We start from the raw sequence: 19440 nt of genomic DNA, 5'->3' as shown, positions 1-19440 counted from the left end.
TGTCTTAGTCGTTGTTGGCAGGAATACGCATCCAGAACGTAGAGCCATGGCCTTCACCCTCGCTGATAACGCCAATGCGTCCGCCACATCGCTCAACGATACTCTTACAGATACTGAGCCCGAGACCCGTTCCCTGAACAAAGTCATTCAGTTTCACAAAGCGGTCGAACACCATATCCTGTTTCTCCTTAGGAATACCTGCACCAGTATCTTCACAATAGATATACAGCTGACCGTTCTCACACTGATATCCCACCTTAATATGTCCTTTTTCCGTGTATTTCACGGCATTGGTTACAAAATTCGTTATCACCTGCTGAACACGTCCCTTGTCTATGCGCACAGCCAGCGACTGGTACGGATTCTCCGTCAGAAACTTCACCTCAGGGTTCTGCACACGCTGAGCCAGCGTCTGACAAATATCATTGAAAGCCGCGGCAAAGTCCACATCCTCCAGCGTGATAGCCTGCGGTCCCCTATCCATATTTGAGGCTTCCAGAATATCGTTAATCAGTCGCAGCAGCATATCGCAGTTATTACGTATGATACGAATAAACTCCTTGCGTTCCTCCTCGTTATCAATGGTCTGAAGCAAGTCGCTGAAGCCCACAATAGCGTTCAGCGGCGTGCGTATCTCGTGAGTCATGTTAGCCAGGAACATACTCTTCATTCGTCCAGAGTCGTTTGCGCGAGCAGTCTCACGGCGCAGACGTTCCTGCGATTCCATGAGGTAAGTAATATTGCGCAGCACACCAAAATGGCCCGTAAACCTACCCTTCTCATCGTGAATAGGCAGACCGCTGATGATATACCACTGCGGTGTATTCTCAACAGGTGTGTTATTAAAATGATGCACCATCTGCACCTCTTGATCCATCTTCTCGTAGTTATCCAGGAAATACTTGGCCTGCGTGCGATGATCCTCATCCGCCAGACTCTCCACATAGGTTTGGAAGTCACGCGAGAACTCAGACTTTCTCAGCGATTGCGAAAAAATTATCTCCTTTTTCTCAAAATCCGTCCACCACAGATACATCTGATTGTTCTTCAGCAGATAATGCATCTGTTTCTCATACTGGTTAATCTTCTCGATGGAATGTTGAAGTTCCTCCTCATGCCTATGCTGCTCCAGAAAGATCTCACGGTCCTTTGTCACATCACGGCATGTGATGATATAGTACACATGATTACCATGCTCATCATACACAGGCGTTATACAGAACTCAATATACCTACAGATGCCCAATTCGGGATAGTCCATTTTCTGGCATACGGAGAAGTCCTCACTGCACTTACGGTCGAAATCATTCTTCAGAAGAGCCATATCAAACAGGTTCGTATTGCGGAAGAAGAACTCATTCTGTGGCGTAATGCCACAAACCTCATACATCTTGCCATTAAGATCAAGCAACTGTCCGTCGGGCGAATAGAACGACATAGCAGTCAGCGAAGTCTGAAACAAACGCTTATAGCGGTTGCCGTTCTCCACGTTCTGCGTTGTCTCGTTAATCATATTCGTAATATCCAAGCCAACGAAAAACAATGTTGAGATATTCCCTCCCTCGTTAGCATCGCTAATAACGTGTCCCTCAAAGTATCGCCAACACGGCTCCTCAGGAGTTCCCGTATTAAACCGGGCTTTCAGCATCAAAGAGTGTTCTTTTCCAGAAAAAACCGCATCGAGTCGCTCCCTGAACAAATGATGGTCGTCAGGATGAATGCGATTAGCGAATTCCTGCAAGGTGAACCCCGACTTAGGGATAATCTGATGAATATTACTAGTCAGCAAATCCTCCTTCACATCATATTGCATCACAGAAAGTCCACACAGGTTTATCGCATTATGCATCAGCCTGCGTTTCTCCTTACTTTTCTGTACGCCTCTTTTATAATGTATATATAGCTGAATAAAAACCGCCACAATGAAAAGCGACAATAAAAGCAGCGCAATCATCGTCACCAATGCAGTAGTCGTTATATAGGCAAACAGGTTCGTCATAGTCGTTCTTTTCTTTCTATGTTCATCACCTTACAAGGAATAGAAATCCAGACAGTAGTGCCTCGTCCCAATTCCGAGTTAATTTCAAAGCTGCCTCCCATCTGCTCTGTCAGTTCCTTAGAGATAGGTAAGCCCAAGCCTGTACCATTTTTCGATTTACTGGCGAATCGTTCAAAGATATGAGGCAGATCCTCCTTGGCTATACCATTGCCAGTATCCTCAATAACAATCACCAGGTGACCGTGAATATAGTCATAACGTGCGCAGATACGTCCCTCATAGGTATGCTGAGCCGCGTTGGTCACTATCTGATTGATGATATTCGACACATGTCCTTCGTCAATCTCCACCTCCATTTTCTTGTAATGGTTCTCAACCACATACTCCACCCCCTCTTTCTTATGGCCGGCCCAGGCCAACTGACAATAACTGTCAAAGAGGGCCGCGATGTCCGCTGCCCGAGGCTTAATCTCAATCATCTTAGCATCAAGACGTGAGAGGAACAAGATGTCGTTAATCAGAGTGAGCAGATAGTTAGAGTTACTCTTAATCTGCTCAATAAAGAAACTCTCCTCCTCTGCCGAGTGTTCCATATCAAAGAGTTCTGCGAAACCCACCACTGTGGCCAGAGGCGTACGAATCTCGAAACTCATGTTATGCAGGAACACATTCTTCACATTCTCAAGATCTTGCGCCTTGATACTCTCAATTTCCAGCTGGCGCTCCGTTTCCTTCACCTCGCTCACATCACGACACATGCCAAAATATTTAACCACATGTCCCAGAGCATTTTTCACAGGAATGAAATGCACCTGTAATATTAACGGCAAACGGTTTTTAGAGCGCAGAACAGTCTTCACCTCCAGCGTAATAGGATTGGGTTCACGCTCATCCATATTATTAAGCAGACGCATGGTACGCTTCTTTGACGACTCATCGATCAGCGTCATACATCTGGCTTGCGTCAATTGGATTTGCACCTCCTCAATACCCTTAAACACCGTGAGTACATGGTTGTCGGGCGAGTATTCCACCATACGCACGCCACCCACCTGCAGCAGGTAGTTGATATTACTGATATAGCCTGTAAGGTCCTTTTGAGTCCTGACAAGCGACTTCACATCGTTTTTCAGTTTGCGATACGACAGCACAGACTCCGTTCTGCTGACACCCGTTCCGAAATAGCCTTTCAGTTGGTGGTTGTCGTCATAGATGGGATTCACTTGCATCTCATAGAACACAAAGCCGTTAAGTTCCTTCACATAGCGGTTTATCAAGGTGGCATGGAAATACTCCATATGGCGGACCTCCTCCGAACTCAACTCCAACAAGTGTGACAAGTTAAGACGTTGTGCCAGTATACTCTCGTGGGTGCCATTAAAGGTCTCGCACACCTTCTCATTGAAGTCCACCAGATAGCCATCAGCATCATAGAGGGCCATGTCGGTCATAGAGATGTTGAACACCGACTTATAGCGCAACATCATATCAGTGGCAGCCATCTGTCGCGCCTTGGAATCCGTGATATCACTCTCCGTTCCCACGGCAAGGATGGGATGCCCGTCCTCGTCATAGGTCAGAATCGTCATCTTCACCACATAGTCGCGATAGATATTGTCATCTTCCTTGGCGCGCAGCACCACCGAACTCATATTCGTCTTTCCCTGCAACAGTGACTCAAGTTCATCGCGCAGATTCTCAAAGTCCTTGATGGGATAACGCTTCGACATTTCCATGGCCGTATACGTCTTGGTGGTATTACCATGATGGTTCACCCACGAGAACACCTGTGACTTCACATCATAAGTCCACAAGTGCACGTGACCAGTATGCAGCACAGCAAGAATACGTTGATAACGAATACTGTTCTTATGGTTCTCACTGCTTTCTTTTCTCCAGAAAAAGACATAGAACACCAACAATATCATTATCACCGTCACCAGTACGGCTATACCAAGAAAATAGGGCCAGTATGATTGTTCAGGTATCATTTTCAAGTTTTATGGGGCAAAAATAAGGAAAAAAACACGAATTGCCAAATATTTTATGGGAATTATGATTATTTTTGTACCTTTGCATGCAAAAATTTTATAAACAGACGAAAAAATGAACCAGAAAATGAAAGCTGCCACCCTCTGCGTACAAGCCGGATGGGAACCCAAGAATGGAGAATCGCGTGTACTGCCTATCTATCAGAGCACCACATTCAAGTACGACAATACTGAAGAAATGGCCGACCTATTCGACCTGAAGAAAGAAGGCTATTTCTACACACGTCTGCAGAACCCCACCAACGATGCCGTTGCCAAAAAGATTGCAGCACTGGAGGGTGGTATTGGCGCAATGCTCACCTCAAGCGGCCAAGCAGCTAATTTCTATGCCATTTTCAACATCTGTGAGGCAGGCGACCATTTCGTCACCTCGAACGAGATCTATGGTGGCACCTACAACCTCTTTGGTGTCACACTGAAGAAGTTGGGCATCGAGTGCACCTTCGTCAACCCAGAGGCCTCTGAGGAAGAAATTGCTGCTGCGTTCCGTCCCAACACCAAGGCTCTGTTTGGCGAGACCATCTCGAACCCTGGCTGCAAGGTCCTCGACATCGAGAAGTTTGCGCGTGTGGCCCACCAGCATGGTGTGCCCCTCATCATCGACAACACCTTCCCCACCCCCATCAACTGCCGTCCCTTCGAGTGGGGCGCCGACATTGTGACCCATTCCACCACCAAATACATGGATGGCCACGCCACACAGGTGGGCGGTTGTATTGTGGACAGCGGCAACTTCGACTGGGATGCCCATGCCGAGAAGTTCCCTGGTCTGTGCACACCCGATGAGTCGTACCACGGACTCACCTATACCAAGGCCTTTGGCAAGATGGCCTATATGACCAAGCTCACAGCCCAGCTGATGCGCGATCTGGGTTCCATTCCCTCGCCCCATAACGCCTTCCTGCTTAACCTTGGACTCGAGACGCTCCACCTGCGCATGGCTCGCCATTGCGAGAATGCCCAGAAGATTGCCGAGTTCCTGAAAGCCGACGAGCGTGTGGCATGGGTACACTACAGCGGACTGGAAGGCGACGAGTGTCATGCCCTGGCTCAGAAATACCTGCCCAACGGCTCTTGCGGCGTTATTGCCTTTGGTCTGAAGGGCACCCGCGAGACGGCCGTGAAGTTCATGGACTCGCTGAAGCTGATTTGCATTGTGACCCACGTGGCCGATGCGCGCACCTGCGTGCTCCATCCTGCCAGTCACACCCATCGCCAACTGAGCGACGAGCAACTGCGCGAGGCAGGCGTGGCTCCTGACCTGATTCGCCTGTCTGTGGGCATAGAGGACGCAGACGACCTGCTGGCTGACATCCGTCAGGCTTTAGACCAGATTTAACGAATGAGGCGGTGGTGAAGCTATGAAATAGCCCTTCTTGCATGCTTTTTTCATAAAAAACCGCCTTTTTTGTTGTACATCTCAAAAAAAAGTTCTAAATTTGTCAGCAGAAAAACTTAAAAACAGAAAATATGATTGACGTAAAAGAAACATTGCAGCAGGCCGAAGAGCGCATGGAGATGGCAGCTATGTACCTGGAAGAGGAACTCAGTCGCATCCGTGCTGGCCGAGCAAACGTAGCCATTCTCGACAGCGTGCGCGTTGAGTCTTATGGCAGCCGCGTGCCCCTGAATCAGGTTGCCACCGTTAACTGCCCCGATGCCCGTACCATCGCCATCAAGCCTTGGGACAAGAAGCAGATTCGCGATATTGAAAAGGCTATCATGGACAGCGACGTAGGCATCACCCCTGAGAACAATGGCGAGGTGATTCGCCTGATGATTCCCCAGCCCACCGAGGAGCGCCGTCGCGACCTGGTGAAGCAGTGCAACAAGATTGCCGAGAAGGCCAAGGTGGAAGTGCGCAACGTGCGTGGCGACATCAAGGACAAGCTGAAGAAGGCCATCAAGGACGGACTCTCTGAGGACTTGGAGAAGGATGCCGAGAATGATCTCCAGAAGGTGCACGACAAGTACATCAAGAAGCTGGACGACCTCATTGAGGCCAAGAACAAGGAAATCATGACCGTATAACATCTTTCACAATTCATTTTTTATTAGCGAAGCGTGAAAGGTCTTGTCGTTAAGAATACAGGCAGTTGGTACACCGTCCGCACGGACGATGACCAACTGCTTGATTGTAAGATAAAGGGCAACTTCCGCCTGAAGGGCATCCGCACCACCAATCCTGTGGCTGTGGGCGACCGCGTGGAAGTGAACGAGGAAGGATGGATTGTGGCCATTGAGGATCGCCGCAACTACATCATCCGCAAGAGTATCAACCTCTCAAAACAGAGTCATATCATCGCTGCCAATGTGGACCAGGCGTTCCTGGTTGTCACAGTGGCCAATCCCCAGACATCCACCACATTCATTGATCGTTTCCTGGCTTCGGCCGAGGCCTATCGTGTGCCCGTGGTGTTGGTCTTCAACAAGACCGACCTGCTGGACGATGACCTGCTGCGCTATCAGCAGGCTGTGGTGAATCTCTATGAGACCATTGGGTATGAGTGTCGTCAGATATCGGCAGAGACGGGCGAGGGCGTGGATGAACTGCACGCCATGTTGGAAGGTAAGATAACGCTGCTCAGTGGTAATAGTGGTGTGGGGAAATCTACGCTCATTAACCGCTTGGTGCCTGGTGTCAACCTGCGCACGGCCGAGATCAGCGATGCCCATAACACAGGCATGCACACCACCACCTTCAGCGAGATGATTCCCCTCCCTTCAGCCTCCTCATCCCCCACCCCCAGTTACCTCATCGACACCCCAGGTATCAAGGGCTTCGGCACCTTCGACATGGAGCCGGAAGAGATTACCAGTTATTTCAAGGATATCTTCCACTTCTCAAAGGACTGCCGCTTCTCTAACTGCACGCATACACATGAACCTGGATGTGCAGTGCTGAAAGCTGTAGAGGAACATTATATCGCAGAGAGCCGCTACCAGTCGTACCTCTCGATGCTCGATGATAAGGAGGAGGGAAAATACCGCGAAGCACAATGATTATTGAGGTTTCTTCATTAAATGAGCCTGGCATTGAGGTCTTTGGTCGATTGACCGAAGCCCAGTTGCGCAATGCCCTTGACCCAGAGAAAGGCATCTTTATTGCAGAGAGTCCCAAGGTGATCCGTGTGGCCCTCGATGCAGGCTATGAACCCCTGTCGCTACTCTGTGAGCGCAAGCACATCACTGGCGATGCAGCTGATATCATTGCCCGTTGTGGTGATATCCCCGTATATACAGGCGACCGTGAGCTGCTGGCGCAACTTACGGGCTACACCTTGACACGCGGTGTGCTTTGTGCCATGCGTCGTCCACGATCCAAAGCCTTACAGGAGGTGCTCAAGGATGCACGTCGTGTAGTGGTCATCGATGGAGTGGTGGATACCACGAACATCGGTGCTATTTTTCGTTCTGCGGCAGCCTTGGGTATAGAGGCCGTGCTGCTTACGCGTAACTCTTGTGATCCCTGGAACCGTCGTGCCGTGCGTGTGTCTATGGGCTCCGTATTTCTGGTGCCTTGGACGTGGCTCGATAGTTATGCCGATTTGAAAGCGTTGGGCTTCAAAACTGTTGCAATGGCGCTGACGGACAAATCCATATCACTGGATGATCCGATACTTAAAGCTGAGCCCCGCTTAGCTATTGTGATGGGTACTGAAGGCGACGGACTCCCTAAGGAGACTATCGCCTCCACTGATTATGTGGTGCGCATCCCTATGGCGCATGGCGTTGACTCCCTCAATGTGGCGGCAGCAGCGGCTGTGGCTTTCTGGGAACTGGGGAAATGCCAATAGAAAAAAATAGTAGAGTAAAGATTTGAATAAAACATTGTCGATATCATTTATTTTCTTTACCTTTGCAACCGAAAACCAATTACTAATATACAAAACTAATCAATGAAATCCAAAATTTACGTTTTGACAACCTTGTTTGTCATGCTGTGTACGGTAGTAGCCAGTGCGGAAAAACTACCTGATAGGGCACTATGGGCGAGCATCAACGGTGCCAGTAATGCGTCACTGGGCGACTATCAGCAGCATACGGGAAAGGTGCTGGTGTCGTGGCGCATGTTGCATGGCGACAATGCCGACACAGGCTTTGACCTTTATCGCACCATCGGTACTGGTGCAGAGAAGAAAATCGCATCGAATATCAAGAATCGTACGTGCTATCAGGACGGCTCGGCCAGTAAGACGGCGGATAACCATTATCGTCTGACCTATGCGGGTAGTGCAGAGACACTATCAAGCTTTATGCTGACGAAGGCGCAGGTATCAGGTGGACTGCCTTATATCAGTATTCCATTGGCCGATACGAAGGACGTGTATGAGAATACGTCGAAGATTGTCTATACGGCAAACGATGTGAGCATTGGCGACTTGGATGGTGATGGCGAGTTTGAACTGGTGGTGAAGCGCCTGCAGAGTGTGAAGGACGAGAGCGGAAATATTGTGAGCGATGGCTCGGGCGCCAGTTATTCGCAGCAGGACTGTTTGTGGGCGGTCATCTGGGATGCATATAAACTGGACGGCACGCTGCTGTGGCGTGTGAAGGGCGGTCCCGGCGTTATCCTGGGTAATTCATCCAGTTTTGCCGTGGCCGACTTTGATGGTGACGGTTGTGCCGAGATGGCTATCCGCACTTGTGAGGGCACGGTATTTGGCGATGGCACGGAGATTCCTGACACCAACGGTGATGGGAAGATAGACTACCGTACGTGGGGCAATCTGAATACGTCGAAACCTGGCTATCTGGACCATTATAACTCTGCAGGACCAGAGTTCCTCAGTATCATCGACGGTAAGACTGGTCGTGAGTTGGCCCGTGACAACTTCATTGACCGCGAGACCAGTGAGTCCTGGGGAGATGGTTACTGGAAACGTGCCTGCTCCTTTCGTGTGGGAGTAGGCTGTTTCGATGAGACGGGACTGCCGTCGGTAGTGCTGGGACGTGGCGTCTATGGTCACAGCGTCATTGAGGCGTGGGACTGGCGTGACGGACAGCTCACGAAGCGTTGGCGCTTCGACACTAATGATGGTGGCACAGGCAAGGATGGCAAGAAGCATAGTACTTATGCCAGTCAGGGTAACCACTCGCTGAATGTGGCCGACCTCGACGGTGATGGTCTGGACGAGGTGATGTATGGCTCGATGGCAGTGGATCATGATGGTATAGGCTTGTGGAACACGGGACTGGGACATGGTGATGCCAATCACGTGGGTAAGTTCCTGCCTGAGCGTGAAGGCCTGCAGATGTTTCACTGTCTGGAGACAGGTAAGACGATGGTGGCACTCCACGATGCCCGCGACGGTTCAGTCATCTGGAAAAAGGACGCTACGAGTGACAACGACATGGGGCGCTGTCTGGTGGGCGACTTCTTCCCTGAATATCCGGGTTGCGAGTTCTTCTACTATCAGGGGAACTATATCAAGCAGGATGGGACGGAGACCACTATTAATACCAAGGGACAGAAGGGCGGATGCGGCATGGCTATTTGGTTCGATGGTTCGTTGTCACGTCAGTTGATAGAGGATAATATCGTTCAAAGTCCTAAGTACGGACGTACCTTTACGATGTATCGGTACTCGGAGACCTTCATCAACGGCACGAAGTCTAACCCGTCATGGTATGGTGACCTCGTGGGCGACTGGCGTGAGGAGATTATCGTGCCAGATAATACCCGCCTGCAGGATATCAAGATATTTTCTACCTGGTATCCCACGACGCATAAATTCCCATGGCTGATGACCGACCACTGCTATTGGATGTCAGCTCTCAACGAGAACATAGGCTACAACCAGCCCACCAATACCGGTTACTATCTGGGCAGCGACTTGAAGAGTGATGCTGAGGCGTGGGCGGAGGCAGAGAAGGTGCAGAACGTGAACATCCCAACGGCTATCAATAATGCTGCTACTTATAGGACTTCTGTTAATAGCAGCATCTATAATCTGTCAGGACAGCGTGTGGATGTGTCGTACAAAGGAATCCTTATTAAGAATAGAAAGAAAGTATATAATAAGTAAGGTATGAAGAAGTGTTTTTTATTCTATATACTGCTGATGCTCATTGTGAGTGTGAATGCTACAGAGCGACAGAAACTCAATTTCAACGGTGGCTGGCGACTGGCAGTAGGCGATTTCGCTGAGGCTGCCAAACCCGATTATGACGACAGCCTGTGGCAACAGGTAACGCTGCCTTACGCCTTCAACGGCGATGAGGCTTTTAGGAAAGATATTGTGGATTTGACGGATACCGTCTGTTGGTATCGTAAGACCTTTACCTTGACCGAGGGCGAAGTGCAAGGAAAAGTGTTCATTGAGTTCGAAGGTGCCCGTCAGGGTGCCGATGTCTGGGTGAACGGACAAAAGGTGGGTTTCTCAGATAATGGTGTGATGGCTTTCGGATTTGATCTGACACCTTATATTAAAGAAGGACAGAACGTGATAGCCGTGCGTTGCGACAATAATTGGAAGTACCGCGATAGGCTATTGGATAGCCGCTACCAATGGAACGATAATAACTTTAATGCCAACTATGGCGGTCTGCCTAAGAACGTATGGCTGCATATTACCGGTAAGCTTTATCAGACCCTGCCTTTGTATAGTAACTTAGGCACAACAGGTACCTATATCTATGCTACCGATTTCGACATACCCAATCACCAGGCAACCATCCATGCCGAATCGCAGATTCGCAACGAGGACGCCAAGCCCCGTTCGTTTACATTCTTTGCCAAAGTGCTTGATATGGATGGTAAAGAAGTAGCCCTTTTTAATGGTGAGCGCATTACCATGCAGCCTGGCGAAACACGTACTGTAAGAATACAGCAGTCTGTTAACAATCTGCATTTTTGGTCGTGGGGGTATGGCTATCTCTATACCATTAAAACCCTGTTGAAAGCCGATGACGGTTCAAGGCTTGATAATGTCATCACCCGCACCGGTTTCCGTAAAACACGCTTTGCCGAAGGAAAGATTTGGCTGAACGAACGCGTGATGATGGTTCATGGCTATGCCCAGCGTACCTCGAATGAGTGGCCGGGCGTAGGCATCAGTGTGCCGGCATGGTTGAGCGATTACTCAAACGGCATGATGGTAGAGAGTGGGGCGAATATGGTGCGCTGGATGCATGTGACGCCATGGAAACAGGATATTGAGAGTTGTGACCGTGTGGGATTGCCACAGGCCATGCCTGCTGGCGATGCAGAGAAGGATGTGGATGGCGCCCGTTGGCAGCAGCGTACGGCCCTGATGCGTGATGCCATCATTTATAACCGCAACAACCCTTCAATACTTTTCTACGAGTGTGGCAACGAGAGTATCAGTCGTGAACACATGTTGGAAATGAAGGCTATCCGTAATCAGTACGATCCTTATGGCGGACGAGCCATTGGCAGTCGTGAGATGCTCGATATCGATGAGGCTGAATATGGCGGCGAGATGCTCTATATCAACAAAAGTAAGAAGCACCCCATGTGGGCGATGGAATACTGTCGTGATGAGGGCTTGCGCAAATACTGGGATGAGCAGAGTTATCCTTTTCATAAAGAAGGTGACGGTCCGTTGTATCGTGGTAAGCCTGCTAATGAGTATAATCATAATATGGATGAGTTTGCCGTGGAGATGGTGCGTCGCTGGTATGACTACTGGCGTGAGCGTCCTGGCACGGGTACCCGTGTCTCTTCTGGCGGGGTGAAAATCGTCTTCTCTGATACGAATACCCATCATCGTGGCGAGAAACATTATCGCACCAGTGGTGTCGTGGATGCCATGCGCATCCCTAAGGATGCCTTCTTTGCACATCAGGTGATGTGGAACGGATGGGTGGAACCGGAAGAGGCAAAGACGTATATCGTAGGACACTGGAACTATCCTGCTCATACAGTGAAGTCTGTCTATGTGGTATCGACGGCTGACAGTGTAGAACTGTTCCTTAACGGCAAATCGCTGGGTAAGGGTAAGCAGAGCTATCGCTATCTCTTCAGTTTTGACAACGTGGGGTTTGAACCTGGCATGTTGGAGGCTGTGGGCTCTGATGGCAGTCGCTATCAACTTGAGACGGTGGGTGAACCATACCAGTTGAAACTCACAGCCATAGAGAATCCACTGGGTATCAAGGCCGATGGCGCTGACATGGTGCTGGTCCAAGTGGAGGTGACTGATAAACAGGGACGTCGCTGTCCGCTTGATAACCGGATGATACATTTCTCTCTATGGGGTGAGGCCCGATGGATAGGCGGCATAGAAACTGATGCTATGTCCCTGCCCGTGGAGTGTGGTGTGAACAGGGTGTTGCTACGTACCACTACGAATGCTGGTGAGATTAATCTTTCGGTCTATGCCGATGCTGTGAAACCGGCGTACGTCTCGTTGAATAGTAAAAAAACTAATTTTGTAAAGTCGGAAAAACTGAGCAGTCAGTTAGACAGAGGAGAAACACCGATAACTCCTTCATACAAAGAGCTGGCTCGTGGTATAGATATCGTGTCGGCTAAGGCTGGCTATGATAGTGAGCATGCCATTCGTAGCTATGATGATAATGAACTGTCGGAATGGAAAAACGACGGACGACTCTCTACGGCTTGGATAACCTATAAACTGGCGAAGAAAACGGTTGTTGATGATATTTGCCTGAAGCTGACCGGTTGGCGTCTGCGCAGTTATCCGATAGAAGTGTATGCTGGCAAACAGCTTATCTGGAGCGGTGAGACAGAACGTAGTCTGGGATATATCCATCTGACACCCACCAAGCGTGTGAAGACCAACGAAATTACCATCCGTCTGAAAGGTGCCGGTAAGGACAAGGATGCTTTTGGAGGAATAACGGAGTTGGCTCAACCTGTCGCTGGCGAGCTGGATTTGTTCAAAGCCAGGAACGGTGGAGAGACAAAGAGTGAACTGCGTATCGTGGAAATAGAATTTATCGAACAGATAAAGTAGGATAATCAGATTTTTTTTGTACTTTTGCAACTCGTAAACAGACCAATAAGTAGTATGAAGAAATCTTTTATTCTGATAGCGCTGACAGCAGGTGTCCTGAATGCTGGGGCGCAGGTGAAGACAACGGTGACGGAGTTTAACATGGCAGGTCCCTTTGCTGTGCAGGCTCCTGTGGGTATGGACTCCGTAGATGTAAACGGTAGAAAATTTGATAAGAAAAGTTTGATGGACAACTTGACGCTCTCTGCTGAACCTACCACTGTGTTTAGTGGTAAGGTGCTTCCGTCGCTGAAGGACAGCAAAAGTGTGGGCATCCTTTCTTTCTTTGTGAATAACAGGGACTACGTGAAGGGCTCGGTCAGTGTGAAAGGTCCAAAGAACTATAAGCTGTATGTTGACGGGCAGGAAGCTGGCGGAGAGGTGAAACTTGCACCTGAGCATCACACGCTGGCTATCAAATACCTGGCAGAACCGTCGGATACCGACAGCGTACAGGTGACGATGGATATGTCGCGTGAGGTGGTGCCTACACTCTCTAAGAAGCATCCCTACATGGTACACGACCTGACGGATGGCAAACGTGTGCGTGGTATCTCACTCTCGGCCGATGGCAAATACGTCATCGTGGCCTATCAGACCACAGCCCGTGGCGGCAAGAGTCAGTGGGACTACGAGTTGCGCGAGGTCAAGGGTCAGCGCCTGCTTCAGCGCCTCAATGGCAGCAAGAAGTGGATGCCTCGCTCCATCGCCTATATCGACGAGGAGACCCAGGGCGGCAAGCGCATACTCTATAAGGTGGACCCCCTGACGGGCCAACGCACACAGTGGGCCTACGACATTCCCCACGAGAGCTATAAGATCAGTCCCACTGAGGACTACCTCATCTTCACCTGCACGGAGGAGGGTCCCAAGGAGGACGAGAACGTGTATCAGGTGCTCGAGATGGACGACCGTCAGCCTGGCTGGCGCTCACGTTCCTACCTGAAGCGCTACGACATCAAGAGCGGCCTCTGCCAGCGCATCACCTTTGGCAACAAGGGCGAGAGTCTGTTCGACATCTCGCAGGACGGCAAGAAGCTGCTGGTTGTATCGTCGTACTCACGCCTGGAGAAGCGCCCCACCGAGGTGCAGGACGTCTTTATCATCGACGCTCAGACACTGAAGGTCGACACCCTGCTTCAGCGCGAGGGCTTCCTGGGTGGCTGTCAGTTCTCACCCGATGGCTCGCAGGTGCTCTTCATGGGCAATCCAGAGGCTTTCAATCGCATTGGCTGTCAGTTGCCGGCCGACCGTACGCCCAGCATGACGGAGTACGAGCTGTTCCTCTACGACATCGCCACCAAACAGGTAAAAGCCCTCACCAAGGACTTCGATCCCAATGTTGATGGCGGCCTTACCTGGTCGGCTGTCGATGGTAATATCTATTTCTATGCCGAGTGTCGCGACTATGTCTATGCCTATCAGCTCAACCCCAAGACGGGCAAGATTGTGCAGCTGCCCTGCAAGGGCGATTATATCTATCGCTTCGACATGGCCTCGCATGCCACCACCATTGCATGGCTGTCATACAACACCATGGAGCCTGCCTCGGCCTATGTCATCGACCTGAAGAGCAAGAAGCAGCAGACATTCTTCGATGGCAAGACTGCCCTTGGCGATGCCGAGTTGGGCACCTGTCAGGACTATAACTTCAAGAACTCGAAGGGCGACACCGTCTATGGTCGCCTCTATCTGCCCAAGGACTTCGACGCCACGAAGAAATACCCCATGATTGTCTATTACTATGGAGGCTGCTCACCTGTGAGCCGTTATTTCGAGTCGCCCTATGCCCCTCAGTACTGGAACTCGCTGGGCTATGTGGCCTACATCATCGAACCCAGTGGTGCCACCGGCTTTGGTCAGGAGTGGGCTTCGCGCCATGTCAACACCGCTGGTCATGGTCCTGCCGAGGACATTATCGAGGGTGTGAAGCAAATCTGTGCCGACCATCCCTATATCAACAAGGAAAAGATTGGTTGTATGGGTGCCTCGTATGGTGGCTTTATGACGCAGTATCTGCAGACGCAGACGGATATCTTTGCTGCTGCCGTGAGTCATGCAGGTATTGCCAACCACACCAGCTACTGGGGACAGGGCTATTGGGGCTATAACTACAGCGAGGTATCGATGGCCAACAGCTATCCCTGGAGCCACCGTCAGTTGTATGTGGACCAGAGTCCGCTGTTTAATGCCGACAAGATTCATACGCCTTTGCTTCTGCTTCATGGCGATGCCGACACCAACGTGCCCTTGGTCGAGAGTCTGCAGATGTTTACCGCCCTGAAACTCCTGGGTCGCGAGGTGGCCTTGGTACAGGTAAAGGGTGAGAACCATCATATCCTTGAGTACTCAAAGAAAGAAAAATGGTTGGCCACGCAGATGGCATGGTTCCAGAAATGGCTGAAGGACGATGCCTCATGGTGGGATGCCCTCTATCCTAAGAAGAACCTGTAAAGAGGAAAATTGTCAAGAAATACTGCCGAAAAACAGGGTTCTGAAAAAATGCAAACTAGAACGCAAAAAAGGGGCTTTTGGCCCCTTTTTTCATACCCCTATCGATTTCACCATGCAACGGAGGCTGTTTTACGATGCAACTCATGCTGTTTTACCATGCAAAACAGCCTCCGTTGCAGTGTAACTCAGGCTCCGTTACAACCTAAACGAATATTCGAACGCTTTCTAATTCTTTACACTTTTCGAACCAATTTCGTAAACCATTCATTTTCAGCATTTTACGAACATGCTCATATTTCGCCTGTACGCACAGAAAAAATTTTTGGCTCAGAATTTTTAAATCTCAGAGGCGCTATTGTTAAGATTATTCATTGCTAATCGTCACACGGTTCCTCACCTGGCTTAACAAGAACCTTCTTTCTGTTTTGAATATAAACGCCACTGGCATGCTTTTCTATGGGACGACCTTGGAGGTCATAAGTCACGCCCTTCTTTTCCGTTTGGTTTGACGTACTTTCTATATCCTCTATTTCGTCTGGAGAAGGAAGTTGGAAAACAGGGCCACTATAAATTGCCTTGAACTTATCTACTTCTGATGGGAGCACATAGAGTTTTGTACTGGTATTCATGCCAGAAAACATGGTTGGTTCATACGGATTGGATGGCTTCGTAATATAGGCAGAGTCAATAACACCACGAATAAACAACTCGTCCAACTTAGTTCCATTAAAAGCATACACCTCGATTCTGTTTACACTCTCTGGTATATCAAGTTTCTTCAACGAGGTACATCCGCTGAAAGTCTGCGCATCAATAGATTTCAGTCCACTGGGAAGACTAACAGACTTTAACTGTTTACTATTAGCAAAGGCGAAATTCTCTAAGGTAACAATTCCTTCTGGCACTTCATATGACTGACGGGTGGAGCCTGCTGGATAGGCTAAAAGTGCCGTCATCTTCTTGTCAAACATCACGCCGTCAACAGACTGTACGACAGCATTACCTGGTTCCACTTCAATTGTATCAAGACATGTGCAGGATTGGAACGCATTGATATACATATTGCCATTTAGTCCATAGCTCAATACCTTGATGGTGGGTGGAATCACTATCTTTTTCGCATATATATTACCCATAAAGGCGTCATAAGAATAACCGTTCACGCAATAGTTCACATCTTCGTAAGACACTTCTTGGGGTATGCGCAGTTCACCTCTCGAATTTATATTGTAACTCATCAGTATGGCCTGTTGATAGTTCTGTCTAAGCAGATAACTAAATCCATCAACCAAAACAGTCTTTGTGTTATCTTCTAAGGATAATGGTTCAGAATCCGACAGTTCTACCAAGCCGTCGAACCACCAGCAATTTAAATAGAATTTGTTTCCTTCAATGCCATGCAGTCGAAAGGACACGTTAAATGGACAGGTGCAGTCTTGACTGTTAGAAATTACTGGAGAAACGCTTACGACTATTGAATCAGAATAAGAAGCTCCACTCCAACCATTTTCTGAATGAGCCGACACGTCGAAACTTCTTGTGCCACAGTTACTAATGTAATGCTGAAGTTCTACCAACAAATCTGTGCCGTCTTTTTTAAGAATGATTGTTGACTGATTTGAGGCCTCTGAACCTCGCGCATACGAAATGCATCCACTATTTTCTATTTCTGACACCAAAAGTTCATGCTCTTGGGCATTGGCAACACCATGTATCATTAACAATAAGAGCAAAAAAATCAAATTACGAAAATCCATATCAATTTCAATTTAATGTTTTATAATTAATTTACCACCTTTTTCTACTTTAAAGCCATTATCTAACAGAACTCCTCCATCACCTAATTTGATATTTATCTTTGATTCATTTTTTATTACTACATCACCTATTTCATCATCCTCATTCACACGCTCTCCCATTGCGAATGGTGTTTGTCCATAAAAACCATTATAATCCACATTAACAGCTTGCAAGGAATTTCTTTCAAAATCACAATATACAACATAAGGTATTCTATTGTGTTTTACCAATGACAAATAGAATTTCTCTGCCGGTTTTGGAAAAATCACGGAATGATCATTTGTAAACAATTTACCTAACAAATCTCCATCTACAGACGAAATAAAAACATCATATTGACACGTATCTGCAGTGTTGATAACCATTTTTCCATCAATATAATCCACTTCTACTGCATTAATCTTTTGAGGAGTCGCTGTCCACAACTCAAGAGAGGGGTCACCTCCACATATATAAGAATATGCATTATTCTTAATGTTTGCGGCATTAGGTTGTTCTCGAATTAGACTTATAAATGCTTTCATGTTAATGTCTGAAAATCGATACTCAGCACTATCAAGCAGATATCTATATATCATTTTGTTATAAGTGCTATTTACCCATGTGTCAGAAGCTGTACTTGAACCCAGAAAAGCCGCAGCACCCTTAGGCGAACAGGTAAAGACCTCTAACATACTCACACTATCGGGGTCTCCAATATTGCCAGAATTACAAGCAATTGAGAAAAATACAGAATTGGTATTTGGTGAAAGACTGTCAATCTCCATGTTACTATAACTTTCATTTTTTTTATTCCAATCAGGATTCCCCCAATAATTCACGGAAGCATGTCCCCTATAGTTTATAATGTGAGTTCCCTGGTTAATAATACTATTTACAGTTGAATTCGTAGAATTAGGGTCTGTTCCATAAACTTTGTAAAACAACAGCGGTTCCACATAACTACGATTTTTTATACTGTCACAACATGGAATATAATCATAATAATATCCATTATGTTGTTTGTGTGCCATAAGTAAAGCTCTATAATAGAGATTCTTCCATGACTCATATTGAATCGTCTTTCTTACGATATTAGTAAACTGCTCTAAAGAACTAACAGGAAAGCGTCCTATAGCAACATCCTGCTCTTCATCATTTCCCAATACGCAGCCATACCAATAGTCACTATAATATTTTTGATCTGTAGGATTAAAGTAGTCATCTAAAAATTGCAATCTTTTTGTTTTAATTAAGTTTACATCTCCAACCAATAGAGCATATCTTACTCCTTTACTGTATTCAGAACTAATATAATTTTTTATTAAGGATTCATCATTTCCAATTGAATCAACAAGAATCGCTTTTGTTTTAAAGCCTTTCAATGCTTTCCAGCGTCTAAATTCTTTTAGGGATTGACTATGATAGATATCATCACTTCCGACTATAATCAGATAATCATAATTATCAGTTTCAGAATTATATAATTTACTGTTTTTACTTACAAATACACTATTATCAAACAATCCGAAACGATTTGATTCTCTTTGTACGGAATAAACGTTTCGTTGATTAGTAAAACGCTTCTGAAAACTTATTCTTACTACAAAATCTTTTAATACGTTAAGACAATTATCTTTAGGATAATAATTAAAAGGACATATTTGCACCACTACATTTCTAATTCCACGCCAATTCATTTCTTCGCTAATTTTTAATTTTTGGGGAAGAAACGATTCTTTATAGACATTCTCATTAATATAGAATGACCCATAACCGTCACCATCAAAAGAAGACGGTTGAGTGGGAAAAATATTTCCTATTTGTATTTTATCCCAAGATTCCTCATGTATGGATACTTGAGGAATCTTCCCTGACGGAATTGCAATTAAAAAAGAAACAACTGGCAAAGCAGGTTCTCCAACTTTTCCCAAATTTCCCTCATCATCAAATGACAACCTATGATAATCGCCTTTACTATTTGATATTATTTCATCATGGAGCCCATTAATTTTTACTCTTACTTCATAGGTAGCATCATCATCAACAAGAACATCTTTTTCTACAGTTGCTCCTTCGTAATTGTTCCCAATGGGAATTATCTCTTGAGAGAAACTCTTGTTAGCAAAAGCAAAGAGACAGAATGTTATAAGTACTTTAATGTAATTCATGA

Annotated in this window: 11 protein-coding genes; 7 read left to right on the top strand and 4 right to left on the bottom strand. The window is 47.3% G+C overall.

Features of this window, described 5'->3' with window-relative positions; genetic code table 11:
- Nucleotides 1-4: 4 nt before the first annotated feature.
- Together M1D30_RS02905 and M1D30_RS02900 are read right to left on the bottom strand one after the other, a co-directional pair.
- Nucleotides 5-1999, bottom strand: a complete 1995-nt coding sequence (locus tag M1D30_RS02905) for a PAS domain-containing sensor histidine kinase (RefSeq protein ID WP_248506086.1) — start codon at nt 1997-1999, stop codon at nt 5-7.
- Nucleotides 1996-3990 (bottom strand): HAMP domain-containing sensor histidine kinase, encoded by a 1995-nt coding sequence (locus M1D30_RS02900; protein WP_248506085.1) that lies wholly within the window; start codon nt 3988-3990, stop codon nt 1996-1998. The genes M1D30_RS02905 and M1D30_RS02900 overlap by 4 nt, the downstream gene beginning before the upstream one ends.
- Before the next feature lie 115 nt (nt 3991-4105).
- On the opposite strand from M1D30_RS02900, the gene M1D30_RS02895 reads away from it, so the two are divergent.
- The 7 genes from M1D30_RS02895 to M1D30_RS02865 all read left to right on the top strand — a co-directional run bounded on the left by M1D30_RS02895 (nt 4106) and on the right by M1D30_RS02865 (nt 15488).
- Nucleotides 4106-5389, top strand: a complete 1284-nt coding sequence (locus M1D30_RS02895; protein ID WP_248506084.1) for an O-acetylhomoserine aminocarboxypropyltransferase/cysteine synthase family protein — start codon at nt 4106-4108, stop codon at nt 5387-5389.
- A gap of 131 nt (nt 5390-5520) precedes the next feature.
- The gene (frr, locus tag M1D30_RS02890) at nt 5521-6081 is read left to right on the top strand and encodes a ribosome recycling factor (RefSeq protein WP_248506081.1); all 561 of its coding nucleotides are present in this window, start codon (nt 5521-5523) and stop codon (nt 6079-6081) included.
- 33 nt (nt 6082-6114) lie between these two features.
- Nucleotides 6115-7053, top strand: coding sequence for a ribosome small subunit-dependent GTPase A (gene rsgA, locus M1D30_RS02885; RefSeq protein ID WP_248506079.1), 939 nt, complete (start codon nt 6115-6117; stop codon nt 7051-7053).
- A complete protein-coding gene (locus M1D30_RS02880; protein WP_248506077.1) occupies nt 7050-7847 on the top strand; it encodes an RNA methyltransferase in 798 nt (265 codons plus the stop codon). Before rsgA ends, M1D30_RS02880 begins: the two co-directional genes overlap by 4 nt.
- Before the next feature lie 102 nt (nt 7848-7949).
- Nucleotides 7950-10079 carry a hypothetical protein gene (locus M1D30_RS02875; protein WP_248506075.1) on the top strand — a complete coding sequence of 710 codons (2130 nt, stop codon included), beginning with the start codon at nt 7950-7952 and terminating at the stop codon, nt 10077-10079.
- Nucleotides 10080-10082: 3 nt separating this feature from the next.
- Complete coding sequence (locus tag M1D30_RS02870; RefSeq protein ID WP_248506073.1) at nt 10083-12995, top strand: sugar-binding domain-containing protein; 2913 nt, start codon at nt 10083-10085, stop codon at nt 12993-12995.
- A 54-nt stretch (nt 12996-13049) separates the two neighbouring features.
- Nucleotides 13050-15488 carry a prolyl oligopeptidase family serine peptidase gene (locus tag M1D30_RS02865; RefSeq protein ID WP_248506064.1) on the top strand — a complete coding sequence of 813 codons (2439 nt, stop codon included), beginning with the start codon at nt 13050-13052 and terminating at the stop codon, nt 15486-15488.
- Nucleotides 15489-15862: 374 nt separating this feature from the next.
- Here the strand turns inward: M1D30_RS02865 and M1D30_RS02860 are convergent, their stop codons facing one another.
- Entirely contained in the window at nt 15863-17164 is a 1302-nt protein-coding gene (locus M1D30_RS02860; protein WP_248506062.1) for a leucine-rich repeat domain-containing protein, read from the bottom strand.
- Between the two features lie 93 nt (nt 17165-17257).
- Nucleotides 17258-19438 (bottom strand): C25 family cysteine peptidase, encoded by a 2181-nt coding sequence (locus M1D30_RS02855; RefSeq protein WP_248506060.1) that lies wholly within the window; start codon nt 19436-19438, stop codon nt 17258-17260.
- Nucleotides 19439-19440: the final 2 nt, after the last annotated feature.

The sequence above is a fragment of the Prevotella sp. E15-22 genome, from assembly GCF_023204875.1.
In the GTDB taxonomy this organism is placed as follows: domain Bacteria; phylum Bacteroidota; class Bacteroidia; order Bacteroidales; family Bacteroidaceae; genus Prevotella.
The sequence above is the reverse complement of the archived record's forward strand: the minus strand, read 5'-3'. Positions and strand labels throughout refer to the sequence as shown.